This window comes from Sulfitobacter sp. CB2047 (assembly GCF_000735125.2).
In the GTDB taxonomy this organism is placed as follows: Bacteria; Pseudomonadota; Alphaproteobacteria; order Rhodobacterales; family Rhodobacteraceae; genus Sulfitobacter; species Sulfitobacter pontiacus.
Genome location: NZ_CP072613.1, coordinates 1864947 through 1878432, shown reverse-complemented (window position 1 = coordinate 1878432; position 13486 = coordinate 1864947). Strand labels below are relative to the sequence as shown.

The 13486-nt window shown below is 60.7% G+C and carries 13 protein-coding genes; 8 read left to right on the top strand and 5 right to left on the bottom strand.

Annotated elements, in window-relative coordinates:
- The first annotated feature begins 142 nt into the window (after window positions 1-142).
- The gene (locus IV89_RS09270; protein ID WP_037944222.1) at window positions 143-670 is read left to right on the top strand and encodes a hypothetical protein; all 528 of its coding nucleotides are present in this window, start codon (window positions 143-145) and stop codon (window positions 668-670) included.
- Window positions 671-743: 73 nt separating this feature from the next.
- Here IV89_RS09270 and IV89_RS09265 read toward each other — a convergent pair whose 3' ends face one another.
- The 5 genes from IV89_RS09265 to miaA form a co-directional block, all read right to left on the bottom strand.
- A complete protein-coding gene (locus tag IV89_RS09265) occupies window positions 744-2831 on the bottom strand; it encodes an ABC transporter ATP-binding protein (RefSeq protein WP_037944224.1) in 2088 nt (695 codons plus the stop codon).
- A 97-nt stretch (window positions 2832-2928) separates the two neighbouring features.
- A complete protein-coding gene (locus IV89_RS09260) occupies window positions 2929-4353 on the bottom strand; it encodes an ABC transporter permease (RefSeq protein WP_037945014.1) in 1425 nt (474 codons plus the stop codon).
- A 13-nt stretch (window positions 4354-4366) separates the two neighbouring features.
- Complete coding sequence (locus IV89_RS09255) at window positions 4367-5452, bottom strand: ABC transporter permease (protein WP_037944225.1); 1086 nt, start codon at window positions 5450-5452, stop codon at window positions 4367-4369.
- A gap of 260 nt (window positions 5453-5712) precedes the next feature.
- Window positions 5713-6501 (bottom strand): AraC family transcriptional regulator, encoded by a 789-nt coding sequence (locus IV89_RS09250; RefSeq protein WP_037944226.1) that lies wholly within the window; start codon window positions 6499-6501, stop codon window positions 5713-5715.
- A gap of 103 nt (window positions 6502-6604) precedes the next feature.
- On the bottom strand, window positions 6605-7495 hold the full coding sequence (gene miaA / locus IV89_RS09245; protein WP_037944228.1) for a tRNA (adenosine(37)-N6)-dimethylallyltransferase MiaA: 891 nt from the start codon (window positions 7493-7495) through the stop codon (window positions 6605-6607).
- Between the two features lie 99 nt (window positions 7496-7594).
- Here miaA and pyrH point away from each other — a divergent pair, with 99 nt between their 5' ends.
- The 7 genes from pyrH to IV89_RS18640 all read left to right on the top strand — a co-directional run bounded on the left by pyrH (window position 7595) and on the right by IV89_RS18640 (window position 13393).
- Complete coding sequence (gene pyrH, locus IV89_RS09240) at window positions 7595-8323, top strand: UMP kinase (RefSeq protein ID WP_009826990.1); 729 nt, start codon at window positions 7595-7597, stop codon at window positions 8321-8323.
- Between the two features lie 99 nt (window positions 8324-8422).
- Window positions 8423-8986: a ribosome recycling factor gene (gene frr, locus IV89_RS09235; protein WP_005853404.1), complete on the top strand. Its 564-nt coding sequence runs from the start codon at window positions 8423-8425 to the stop codon at window positions 8984-8986.
- Between the two features lie 62 nt (window positions 8987-9048).
- The gene (uppS, locus tag IV89_RS09230) at window positions 9049-9792 is read left to right on the top strand and encodes a polyprenyl diphosphate synthase (RefSeq protein ID WP_005853406.1); all 744 of its coding nucleotides are present in this window, start codon (window positions 9049-9051) and stop codon (window positions 9790-9792) included.
- Between the two features lie 23 nt (window positions 9793-9815).
- A complete protein-coding gene (locus tag IV89_RS09225; protein ID WP_005853409.1) occupies window positions 9816-10610 on the top strand; it encodes a phosphatidate cytidylyltransferase in 795 nt (264 codons plus the stop codon).
- 10 nt (window positions 10611-10620) lie between these two features.
- The gene (gene dxr, locus IV89_RS09220; RefSeq protein ID WP_037944229.1) at window positions 10621-11793 is read left to right on the top strand and encodes a 1-deoxy-D-xylulose-5-phosphate reductoisomerase; all 1173 of its coding nucleotides are present in this window, start codon (window positions 10621-10623) and stop codon (window positions 11791-11793) included.
- Between the two features lie 4 nt (window positions 11794-11797).
- On the top strand, window positions 11798-13150 hold the full coding sequence (gene rseP / locus IV89_RS09215) for an RIP metalloprotease RseP (protein WP_037944230.1): 1353 nt from the start codon (window positions 11798-11800) through the stop codon (window positions 13148-13150).
- A gap of 120 nt (window positions 13151-13270) precedes the next feature.
- The gene (locus IV89_RS18640) at window positions 13271-13393 is read left to right on the top strand and encodes a hypothetical protein (RefSeq protein ID WP_005853414.1); all 123 of its coding nucleotides are present in this window, start codon (window positions 13271-13273) and stop codon (window positions 13391-13393) included.
- The last annotated feature ends 93 nt before the right edge of the window (window positions 13394-13486 follow it).

The following is a 13486-nucleotide window of genomic DNA, read 5'->3' as shown; positions in this document are numbered from 1 at the left end:
TATTTCGCCGCTTTATGCTGATTTCCGGTTGCCGTTTTTCGCGGCGATGGAACCATATCGCCACGGCTGATGTTCCCTTTCCACAGCGTCAGCAGGTCGTCTTCTACGGTCTGCGCGCATCAGAAAGATAAGGAGCATTCGCATGTTCAACTCAGTTAAATCGATCGCCTTGGCCACGGGTGTCAGCTTGGCCGCATTGTCCTCTGCCGCATTTGCGGACGACAGCGTTGCCTTCTCCGCGATTGACGTAAGCTCGTCGATCAATGCCGCGCAGGACGCTAACGCGATGGAATACTACCCCCAGATCACCGAGGATCTGAAAGCCGCCGTGGCCGCCCGCGTATTGGGCAGCGATGATGCCAGCGATCCGACGATCAACATCGACATCCGCAAAATCTCGCTGGATGGGGATACGATGCTGAGCGACAGTCAGGAATTTAACGAGATCGAAGGTGTGGTGGACATCACATCACCCAATGAATCGATCGGCGCACGCAGCTTCCCTGTGAATGTCGCCGCCTATTCGGTCGATCAGGTCGTGCCCGAGGGCTATGTCGCTGTGTCCCCGACCGAGGGTGTTTTTTACGAAGTCATGATCAACGGTTTTGCCGATGAGGTGGCCGAACAGGTCGGCAATCTGAACACCGCAGGTAGCGGCGTCAGCAAATAAGCCACCTTGCCTCGATCAGGCAGAAGCGGCCATCGCACATGCGGTGGCCGTTTTTTGATGCGTAGCGAAGGGTTCAGCGCGCCGTAACGTCCATCTCGATCACCGGCTCCATCGCCGCAAGCTGCGCGTCATCCAGATGACATTTTACCGTATGCCCCGCCGCCAGCGGCCGCAGCTCTGGCACCTGCTTCTCGCACAGATTTCCCGGCACCCGAGATTTCCATCGGCAGCGCGTCTGAAAGGGGCAACCGGGCGGCGGATTCATCGCCGAGGGGACATCGCCTTCCAGCACGATGTGTTTTTTCTTCACCCGCGTGTCGGCGATTGGCACCGCTGACAGCAGCGCTTCGGTATACGGGTGGTAGGGCGGAGAGAACACCTGATCCGTGGTGCCCAATTCGACCACATGCCCCAGATACATCACCATCACCCGGTCGCTAAGATATCGGACGATGCTCAGGTCATGGCTGATGAACAACAGACAGGTCTGTTGCGCCTGCTGGATCTCCATCAAAAGATCCGTCACCGCCGCCTGAACCGAAACATCAAGCGCCGAGACGGGTTCATCCGCCACCACGATCCGCGCGTCTCCGGCAAAGGCACGGGCAATCCCCACGCGTTGTTTCTGCCCGCCCGACAGTTGGCGCGGCATGCGGCTGGCGAATTCCCGCGGCAGTTTGACCAGATCCAGCAGCTCCAGCATACGCGCCTTACGGTCACGCGCGGATGTGCCCACGCCAAACACTTCAAGCGCGCGGATGATCTGGCGGCCCACGGTCATTGACGGGTTCAATGTGTCGAAAGGGTTCTGGAACACCATCTGGATATCAGCGACGGTCTGTGTCCCCCGATCCTCGATCGCGGTGGTGCCGATATCACGGCCATCCAGTAGCAGATGACCGGCTGTGGCCGTCTCCAGCCCCATAAGAACCTTGGCAAAAGTGGACTTGCCGCAACCGGATTCCCCAACGATGGCAAGGGTTTCACCCGCACGCGCTTCAAAGCTCAGCTCTTCGTTTGCTTTAACCACTCTGGTTCCGGTGCCGCCAAACATGGAATGCGCCGCCACCTGATAGTATTTCTTGAGCTTGTCCATTTTCAGAACGACGTCGCCAACCTCGCCCTTCGACTTGGTCGCCGCATGCGCCATCGGCGCGGCCCAGTCGATTTCATCGTGGCGGATACAGCGGGTCGCGTGTCGCGTGTTTTCGGGCACATCCAGCATCGGAATGGCACCCTGATCGCAGCGCCCTGCGACAAAGTAATCACAGCGCGGGCCAAAGTTGCAGCCTTCGGGGCGTTCATGGGGCAGGGGGAAATTGCCGGGGATAGCGACCAGCGGGCGCGCGGTCTTGTCGGCACCGGGCAGCGGGATCGACCGGAACAGAGCCTGTGTATAGGGATGACGCATGCCGTCGAACACATCCGCAATCGACCCGCGCTCGACCGCCTCGCCGGAGTACATGACACAGATGCGATCGCAGGTGTCCAGCACCAGCCCGAGGTTGTGGCTGATGAACAGCATAGAGGTGCCGTATTTGCGCCCCAGATCTTTGACCAGATCAATGATCGCCGCCTCGACCGTGACATCCAATGCTGTGGTGGGCTCGTCCAGGATCAGCAAGGACGGCTCTGACATCAGGGCCATAGCGATGACGATACGCTGCTGTTGCCCGCCTGACAGTTGGTGCGGATAGGCCTTGAGGATACGTTCGGGGTCCGGCAGCTTGACGTCGGTCACCAGTTGCAAGGCGCGGGCATGGGCCTCGCGTTTCGACATGCCACCGTGGATCATCGGCACTTCCATCAACTGCTGCCCGATCCGCATGGCGGGGTTCAAAGAGGCCATAGGCTCTTGATAGATCATCGCGATTTCGCTGCCCCTGATCTGACGCAACTCAGCGGCGCTCATCTGGGACAGATCGCGCCCCTTGAACTTGATGGACCCGCCCACGACACGCCCGTTCACCCCAAGGTCCTGCATCACACCCAAGGCGACCGTTGATTTACCACAACCGGATTCACCAACCAGCCCCACAGCCTCGCCCGGTTTGACCGAGACAGAGAAATCCATCACCGCCGGAATTTCGCGCAGCCGTGTGAAGAAAGAGATCGACAGCCCGTCGATCTCCAGAATTGGCCCGTCATATGCCTCGCCCATGTCCAACTCCCTTACCTTCAACCGCAACCATATACTTCATTTTGCCAAGTAAACTCCGGGGGTGCGGGGGCTGGCCCCCGGCGGCGGCCATCCCAAATCAATCCCGCAAACTCTCTTCGCGCAGCCCATCCGCGAGCAGGTTCAACCCCAGCACAAGGCTGAGCAAAGCCAGCGCCGGCGCGATTGCCGCATGGGGGTAGAGCGCCAGCAGGCGCCGCCCTGCGTTGATCGTGGTGCCCCAATCGGGGCTTTCGGATTCCAGTCCCAGCCCAAAGAACCCCAGCGTGCCAAGCAGGATCGTGGTATAGCCGATGCGCAGGCAGAAATCGACGATCAGGGGGCCGCGGGCATTGGGCAGGATCTCCCATAGCATGATGTACCACGGTCCTTCGCCGCGGGTCTGCGCGGCCGCCACGTAGTCGCGTGTCTTGATGTCCAGTGCGAGCCCGCGCACGATCCGGAATACTGTGGGCGCATTGACGAAAACCACCGCGACAAAGACCACCAGCAACCCCGGCCCGATGTCGAGGAAATCCAGAAACGCGGGCAGGCCCGGGATCTCGTAGGTCTGGGTGCGCACCAACGCCCCATCGTCCGAGATCATCGCGAGGTAAAGCCAGCCCACCAGCCCCAGTACCACGACCAGCACCGGCGTGCGGGTGCCTGGCTGCGTGCGCAGACGAGTGTTGAGCAGCACCCCAAGGAACACTAGCGGAAAGATGAACAGCACAATTGCCATGTAATTCGGCAGTCCGGTCAGCACGATTTCGGGGGTGACCAGAAGATAAAAGATCAAGATCACCGGAAAGGCGAGGATCAGATTGGCTAGAAAGCTCAGGAATACGTCCAGTTTACCGCCATAGTAGCCCGCAGGCAGCCCCAGCGTGATCCCCACCATAAAGGCAAAGACCGTCGCCATCGGCGCGATCTGGATCACCACCCAGGCCCCCTTGATCAGTCGGCTGAACACATCGCGGGCAAGGTTATCGCCGCCCAGCAGGAACCACGGGTAGTCGCCATCCTCGGCACGGGCCAGTGGTGTGCCGGGAAGCTTGTTCTTCATGCCCGAGGTCTGGCTGAGGCTGTCATGGGTCACGATCATGTCGAACACCCCGCCGAACAGCCCCGTATAGACCCAGAACATCACCAGCCCAAAGCCGATCATACCGACGGTGCTGTCAAACAGTTTGCCATAAAGCCCCAGCCGGCGTTTGAAGGCGATCGACAGGGCAAAGGTCACGATCAGGGCAACCCAGACCGGCAGCAGACGTTGCGCCATGCCGCCAAAGATGCCGGCCTCGGCACCCATGAAAATGCCCCCGACGACATAGACCATCAGCAACGCCGTCGCCGCCGCGATCCCCGCGGTGGTGATCTGCCCCAAGCGGCGCGCTCCCGCAGGGGAAGTGGGCAGCAGGGGCCAGACCATCTGCATCGCGATGCCAAGCAGCACGACCAGTACCGCGCCCCCCAGCAATGGGTTCACCCAGTCCAGCGCACCTGTCCATGTCAAGGGGTCCATCTGCATTGTCTCCTCAGGTGATCCGGATGCGCGGGTTCAGCACGACATAGCCGATGTCCGAGATCAGCTGCGTTGTCAGCACCACGATCACCGACACGACCGACACGGCCAGCAACAGCTCGATGTCATTATTCGACGCGGCGCGGACCAGCAGCCAGCCGAAGCCCTTGTAGTTAAAGAGGGTCTCGACGATGACGACTCCGTTCAGAAGCCAGGGGATTTGCAGCATGATCACCGTGAACGGCGCGATCAGTGCATTGCGCAGGGCGTGTTTCAGGACGATGTTGCCAAAGCTCACCCCCTTCAGCCGCGCCGTGCGGATGTATTGCGCGGTCATCACCTCGGTCATCGAAGCACGGGTCATGCGCGCGATATAGCCCATCCCGTAAAGCGAGATGGTCAGCACCGGCAGAAAGAAGTTCCAGAAGGTCGCGTCTTTCATCGCACTGGCGGCGGAGCCCAGAAACAGCGTTTTGCTGTCGATCCAGCCCCAGTCGGCCAGCAGAGGCGACAACCCAAATCGCGACGAGGCGAGCAGGGCGATGAACACGACACCAGACACATATTCAGGCGTCGCGGTTGTCAGGATTGAAAAGGTCGACAGGGTCCGGTCCGTCCGCGACCCTTCGCGCATCCCCGCCAGCACGCCCACAATCAGCGCCATCGGCACCATCAGCAGGATCACGCAGCCCATCAACTTGCCCGTCAGCGCCAACCGGGTCAGGACAGTGGGGCCGACATCCTCTTGGAAAACAGTGGAAAATCCCCAATCCCCTTGCAAGATACCGCAAAAGCGGCGGCGGTCGCCCTCGGGCGTGTCCTTGGTAAAGCAGCGCCCGAAACTGGTGCCGTCATCCTCTTGCGTCACCCATCCGGGCATGACGCCCAGCCATTGGCCGAATTTGACCGGCAGCGGGTCAAGATAGCCGCGATCCCCCAGATAGCTTGCGACCGCTTCGTCGGACATGCGGAAGTTGCCTTGGGTCTTGGCGAGCTTTTCTAGGTTCGGATAGAGGTTCGTCAGCCAGAACACGATAAAGGTCAGGCATAGCGCTGTTACCACCATCACGCCCAAACGGCGCAATATGAAAATACCCATGTGATGACCCTGTTGCGCGGCGGTACGGCGACACCTTGTAGGCGCGCGGCTGCGTTTGAATTTGTCGCAGCGCGGTCCGGCTTTTGCCGATACGTTGCGCGCTGCGCGGCTCCCTTATTATCCGCTTTCGGCCATGACATTGGCGGTGCGGATGTGTTTTTCTTGAATACCAGTCAGCCACAGGTCGCGGTGGCAGGTCAACTCGGTACTTTGGAAAAGGCGCTAACCCCAGCGTCCTTGCGGCCACCGGCCCTGACGTGTCAGGCCGCCGTTGCCCGCAGACGCGAGGGTGTGAGGCCCGTGTGTTGCTGCATGAACCGTGTAAAATAGGCGGCAGAGCCAAAGCCGAGGTGGCGCGCGATATCCTGGGCGGAATGCTCTGTCGTGCCAAGCAGGTGCCGTGCCTCATGCACCACCCGTTCGGTCAGGATATCCGCCGCAGTCTTGCCGGTCGCGGATTTTACGGCCCGTGACAGATGCGTCGGCGTGACCTCCAGGCTTTCGGCGTATTGCGCCATCGGCGCGCCGCTGCTGTAGTGTTCACAGACCATCTGGCAGAACCGCGCGCTGAGCCGTGCGGCGGCGTTGCGCCGGTTGGGCACATGTTCGTCCTGCATGATCTGGCGCCGCAGCCAGACCGACATCAGCGCCGCGTGCCCCTCTAACGCGTCGTGATACAGCGGGCGCTTGGCCTGTTGTTCGCGCTGCGCGGCTTCGATCAGGCCGGTCAGTTCGGTCTGGGCCTGCACATCCCGAATACGCAGGTGGCGCGGCATTTGGGGCAGGCGCAGCTCGGTGCCGTCGGGGATCACCACCGCTTGCCCGATGCCCTGCCGCCCCATATCAAGGGCAAAGAGCGCACGGGCAGGGATAAACACCGCGTTATGCGCCCCCAAGCCGCGCCGCTGGCCGTCAAGCTGCAGCAACCCCTGACCGCGGGTGATCCAGATCAGCATATGCACAGGACGGTCATGACAAAGCTGCACGCGCCAGTCCTGCCCTTGCGACAGTTGCGCCAGCGTCAGCAATTCGATTGTGTTCTCTGTCATTGCATGACCCTATCAGCAAAAGACAAGTAAACACTATCGTTATACAGAGATACGGAAAGATAAAGGCAGCAAAAGATAATTTCGCCGTTTTGGCAGCCGCGTGCTACCCCGGCACATATTGCAGCCAATCGGCGGTGTTCTTGCGCATCCACGTGCGCTGCCGTTTGGCATATTGCCGTGTCGCGATGATGGCATCCTGTCGCGCCACGTCAAGCGGTGTCGCGCCGTCAAGGTAGCGCATCAGCTCGGGTACGCCGATGGCACGGTGCGCGGGCAGGGCGGGGTCGTAATCGGGGCGCACGGCGGCGACTTCGTCCAGCGCGCCTTGGTCCAGCATCTGGTCAAAGCGACGGATGATCCTGTCGTTCAGCCAGTCCTTTGACGCGGCAACGGCGACAGGCTGACAGCGGTCCATCGGCAGGACGGGCGGCGGGGTATCATCTTGCCACGCGGCCAGCCCGCGCCCTGTCGCTTGCTGCACCTCCCACGCACGCTGGACGCGCATGGGGTTATAAAGATCGATGCGGCGCGCCGTCTCTGCATCAAGCGCGTCGATCATCGCCGCGCGGGTCATGGTGTTGCCCGCGGCGCGCACCGCATCGGGGGTCGGGGGAATGTCCACCAGCCCCTTGGTCAGCGCCGCGAAATAAAGCCCCGTGCCACCGACAATGATCGGGCGTGCGGGCTGGCGCAGCACCTCGGTTACCTCTCGCAGCCAGTGGCCGACCGAATAGGGATCGTGTGCCGCGACATGGCCATACATCAGATGCGGTGCCAAGGCCTCTTCCTCGGCTGGGGGGCGGGCCGAGATCACGCGCCAGCAGCCGTAGACCTGACTGGCATCCGCATTCACAATCACCCCGCCCTGAGCCTGCGCAATCGCCAGCGCCAGCGCCGATTTACCCGACGCCGTGGGCCCCGCAATCAGGACAGGCGCAGTAGCGTCGATAGAGGAAACCACGTCAGAGACGCGGGACAGCGGGGCATCTGGCATTTCTTTGCGTGAACCTCTGACGGAGCATTGAATGTTTGCGCTATTTGCGACATTTTACGGCGCAATGAAAACCCCTCCCACACCCTGAAAGGTGCGCCCATGCCCGAGAGCCAGTCAAAAGTAACATTCAACCGGGTCATGCTGAAGATTTCAGGCGAAGCATTGATGGGCGATCAGGGGTTCGGGCTGAACCCGCCAACCGTGCAACGCATCGCGAACGAGGTCAAATCGGTTCACGATCTTGGCGTCGAAATCTGCATGGTCATCGGGGGCGGCAATATCTTCCGCGGGCTGCAAGGGTCGGCTCAGGGGATGGAACGCACCACCGCTGACTATATGGGGATGCTGGCCACCGTGATGAACGCGCTGGCGATGCAATCCGCGCTGGAGGAACTGGGCATCCACACGCGGGTGATCTCCGCGATCACGATGAACGAGGTCGCCGAACCCTACATCCGCCGCCGCGCCGTGCGCCACCTTGAGAAAAAGCGCGTGTGCATCTTTGCCGCGGGCACCGGCAACCCCTATTTCACCACCGATACCGCCGCGACGCTGCGCGCCAATGAAATGGCCTGCGAAGCGATATTCAAGGGCACCAAGGTCGATGGTGTCTATGATAAAGACCCCGCCAAATTCGACGATGCGGTCCGCTATGATGCCGTCAGCTATGACGATGTGCTGCAAAAGCGTTTGGGGGTCATGGATGCCTCTGCCATCGCCTTGGCGCGTGACAACAACCTGCCGATCATCGTCTTCTCTCTGGACGAGCCGGGCGGCTTCAAGGGGATTCTCGCGGGCGAGGGCACATACACACGGGTTCAGGGCTAGGCCCCAACCTGCGATAGATGCGGGGCTCCCTATACAAGGGGGGCTTGATCGCGTTATATCGGTTCAAATCTAGATAGTTACAAAACCACCGGGGACATCATGTCAGACGATTTTATGCTGGACACAGACGATCTTGAGCGGCGCATGAACGGCGCAATCGCATCGTTGCGCACCGAATTTGCCTCTTTGCGCACAGGCCGTGCCTCCGCCTCTATGCTGGAGCCTGTGATGGTCGACGCCTATGGCAGCAGCACGCCGATCAACCAGGTGGGCACCGTCAACGTGCCCGAGCCGCGGATGGTCACCATCAACGTCTGGGACAAGGCGCTGGTCGGCAAGGTCGAAAAGGCGATCCGTGAATCCGGTCTGGGTATCAACCCGCAGTTGAATGGCACGATCATCATGTTGCCGATCCCCGAGCTGAACGAGGAACGCCGCACCCAGCTGACCAAGGTCGCGGGGCAATATGCCGAAAGCGCCCGTGTATCGATCCGCAACGTGCGCCGCGACGGTATGGACCAGATTAAGAAAGCCAAGGCCGACGGCATGTCGGAAGACGATCAGAAAGTCTGGGAGGGTGAGGTTCAGGACATGACCAACAAGTTCATCGCCCAGATCGACGAGCAGCTTGAAAGCAAACAAGCCGAGATCATGCAGGTTTAAGTACCTTACTCGATGCGCGCGACCCAAGGTCCGCGCATCGACCTGCAGTTCGATAAGGATAGATGATGCCTGCTGCGACCGACCAGACCTTCCAGCTTGTCCCAGGGGCACCGCGCCATGTTGCGATCATCATGGACGGAAACGGCCGTTGGGCGACCCAGCGAGGGCGTCCGCGTCTGTTCGGGCATCACGCCGGTGCCAAACGCGTGCGTGAAATCGTAGAGGCATGCCCCGATTTCGGCGTCGAATATCTGACGATCTTTGCCTTCTCGACCGAGAACTGGAAACGTACTCAGGTCGAGGTGGCGGGGCTCATGAGCCTGTTCCGCCGCTATATCACCAAAGAGACCAAGGCGCTGAAAGCCAAGGGCGTGCGCGTCCGGTTTATCGGTGACCGTGTCCGGCTGGATGCGAAACTGGTCAAGCTGATGAATGTGCTAGAGGCAGAGACGGCGGAAAATACCCGTACCCATCTGACGATTGCCCTGAACTACGGCGGTCGCGACGAGGTCGCGCGCGCGACACAGCGGCTGGCACAGGACGTTGCAGCGGGTCTGCTCAGCCCAGAGGACGTCGACGAAGAAACCCTGCCGCGCTATCTGGATACCCATGTTTTGCCGGACCCCGATCTGGTGATCCGCACCAGTGGCGAGGCGCGGATATCGAACTTTCTGCTGTGGCAATCAGCCTATGCCGAATATGAATTCATTGATACGCTCTGGCCCGACTTCACCAAGGCCGAGTTTGGCAATCTTTGTGCGGCCTTTGGCAATCGCGACCGGCGCTTTGGTGCCGTGTCCTCCTGATCGTACGACGAAAGGAAAGCACTATGACACCTTCTTCGGAACGCTGGTCCGACCTCACGGCGCGCGTCGGGTCGGCGCTGGCGATGATCGTGGTCGGTCTGGGTGGTATCTATCTGGGCGGGCCCGTGTTCCACGTTCTTGTCGCGATCATTTGCGGCGTCATGGCGTGGGAACTGGTGGGGATGTTGAACCCGTCAAACCGTGGTGCGCGGATGCAGATGGGCTTGCTGGTGGGCGCGGCGACGCTCGCCGCGATCTACCTGCCCGTGGGCTTTGCCCTGCCGGTGCTGCTGGCCCCCGCGTTGGTGGGCTTTGGCCAGTTGGAAAAGCACCGCACCATTTTCATGTGTTTCACCGTGATGATCATGCTTGCCGGTTTCGGGCTGACGCAGGTGCGCGATGATTTCGGCTTTGGCTGGCTGATGTGGCTGGTACTGGTTGTGGTCATCACCGATGTCGTTGGCTATTTCGCCGGACGTGCCATCGGTGGGCCGAAGTTCTGGCCCAAGGTTAGCCCCAAGAAAACATGGTCCGGTACGGCGGCGGGCTGGATCGGGGCCGCGGCTGTCGGTTTCCTGTTCTCGATCAACACCGGTGTGGGCTTGCAGCTGGTCGGTGTCTCTGTCGCCATGTCGATGGCGTCGCAGATGGGTGATATGGCGGAATCCGGGATGAAGCGTCGCTTGGGGGTCAAGGACAGCTCTAACCTGATCCCCGGTCATGGCGGTTTGCTGGATCGGTTCGACGGTATGCTGGGGGCGGCGCTGTTCCTGCTGATCATTGGTCGTTTCCTGACCATCACCCCCGCGCTAAGCTGATCTTCATCCCATGAAGAAAGTCAGTATTTTCGGGGCCACGGGCTCTATCGGGCAGAATACCATTGATCTGATCGCGCGCGCGCCCGACGCCTATGATGTCGTCGCGCTGACCGGTGCCAGCAATATCGCGCAGCTGGCCGAAGATGCGCAGCGGCTGAACGCGCAGCTTGCCGTCACGGCCCATGAGCATCTGCTGGACGACCTGCGCGACGCGCTATCGGGCACGGGGGTAGAGGCCGCCGCCGGACCCCAAGCCATCAACGAGGCCGCCGCACGCCCCGCCGATTGGGTCATGTCCGCCATCATCGGGGCCGCGGGACTGGCACCGGGGGTGGAGGCGTTGAAGCAAGGCGCGACGCTGGCCCTTGCGAATAAAGAGTCGTTGGTCTGCGCCGGTCAGCTGATGCTGGATACGGCCATGGCACATGGGGCCACCATGCTGCCGGTCGATAGCGAACATTCCGCCGTGTTTCAGGCCCTGATCGGCGAGGATATCTCGGCGGTGGAACGGATCATCATCACCGCCAGCGGCGGGGCGTTTCGCGATTGGCCGCTGGAAAAGCTCGCCGATGCAACGTTAGAGCAGGCGTCGAGCCATCCGAACTGGGACATGGGCCAGCGCATCACCATCGACAGCGCGTCAATGTTCAACAAGGCGATGGAAGTCATTGAAACGCGTGAATATTTTCGCGTGGATCCCGACCAGATCGAGGTGTTGGTGCATCCGCAGTCGATGATCCATGCGCTGGTGGGGTTCAACGATGGTGCCTTGATGGCGCATATCGGCCCGCCCGACATGCGCCACGCCATCGGCTTTGCCCTGCATCACCCCGACCGTACCCATTTGCCGGTAGAGCGGCTGGATCTGGCAAAGATCGGCAGCTTTGACTTCCGCGCCCCCGATGACATCCGTTGGCCCGCCCTGCGCCTCGCGCGCGAGGTGATGGCGCGTGGTGGCATGGCCGGTGCGGTGTTCAATGCCGCCAAAGAGGTCGCGCTTGACGGGTTTATCGGCGGCAAGCTGCGCTTTCCCCAGATGGCCGAGATCGTCGAAGACACGATGGAAGCGCTTTTCCCTGACAATGGGGTGATCGATGCGGCCATCACACTTGATAACGTCGCACAGGTGGACCATCTGGCAAGGCAGGCCGCATGGGCCGCAATAACAAAGAGGGCAGGGTAGAGTTTTGGATATTATGGCATTGATCCCGCAGTTTGGCGGGCTGATCTGGACGCTTCTGGCTTTTGTGATTGCCCTGTCTGTGATCGTCGCGATCCATGAATACGGTCATTATATCGTCGGACGCTGGTCCGGCATCCATGCCGATGTCTTCTCTCTCGGGTTTGGCCCTGTGATCTACAGCCGCTACGACAAACGCGGCACCAAGTGGCAGATCGCGGCGCTGCCCTTTGGCGGCTACGTGAAATTTGCGGGCGATGCGGATGCGGCCTCGGGCAAGGATGTGGCCGCGATGGAAGCGGCCGAGGCGGACCCCAAGCGGTTGCGTGCCACCATGCATGGGGCGCCGCTATGGGCGCGTGCGGCCACGGTCGCTGCGGGGCCGGTGTTCAACTTTGCCCTGTCCATTCTGGTCTTCGCGGCCATCGGCCTGTCGGTCGGCGTTCCGCGTGACCCGATGACAGTCGGGGAGTTACACCCGCTGCCGTTTGACCAGAATGAACTGGTGGAAGGGGACGAGATCGTCTCTATCGGCGGGGTGACCCTGCCGCCGGTGTCCGATGCCACCGCCTATGCCGACGCCTTTGCCAGCATTCCGCTTGACCAGCCGCTGCCCTACGAGGTGAACCGTGGCGGGGACGTCGTGACCGTGGATGGGCCTTATGTCATGCCATCGCTGGTCAAGCAGGTGATGCCGCAATCCGCGGCCTATGAGGCCGGTCTGAAAAGCGGCGATGTGATCACCGCGGTTGACGGGGCAGAGATTTTCGCCTTCCGCCAGTTGAAGACCGCTGTTGAAGCGTCTGAAGGCACACCGCTTGAACTTGATATCTGGCGCGACGGGGAAATGCTGGACATCACCCTGCGCCCCAAAGTGACGGACGAACCGCAGCCGGACGGCAGCTTCAAGTCGCAGATGCGCATTGGCATCGTGGGCGGCACCGCCTTTGACACCGCCACCACGAACCCTGGCGTGCTGACAGCGCTCTGGGGTGGGGTAGAGAACACAGGCCGGATCATCAGCGGGTCGCTGTCGGGTCTCAAGCATATGATCGTCGGCAATATCAGCACCTGTAACCTGAGCGGCCCTGTGGGGATCGCGCAAACCTCTGGCGCGATGGCGTCGCAGGGCGCGCAAAGCTTCATCTATTTTATCGCGGTTCTGTCGACGGCGGTCGGTCTGCTGAACCTCTTCCCGATTCCGGCGCTGGATGGCGGGCATCTGGTGTTCTACGCCTATGAAGCCGTGACCGGCAAACCACCCAGCGATGGCGCGTTGCGCATCCTGATGACCATTGGTCTGACCTTGGTGCTGGGGTTAATGGTCTTTGCCTTGGGTAACGATTTATTCTGCCCTTAGGCGATATTTTGCCGCCTAAAAGGGGGTAAAAAGTTACAAAAGTCTTATTGCTGCCTTAATTGGTCAAACGAGCGCCGCAATCGCCTGCGATATTCGATCCAAGTTACAAAGGATACGAGTATGCAGACGTTCAAGACAAGTTATCGCGGTTTGAGCCTTTTGGTTGATCTGAACTGGGACCGCGCTTTGTACTTCGGCTTCCTGATCATCGCGCTGACCGCCGGCGCGTGGATCGGCGCATAACGCCGTTCTCTCTCCCTATCCAGGTGCCCTCCCGCACTCTATCGTGATCCAACTGGCCGTCATACACACTATATAGGTGTATGGCGGTCTCTT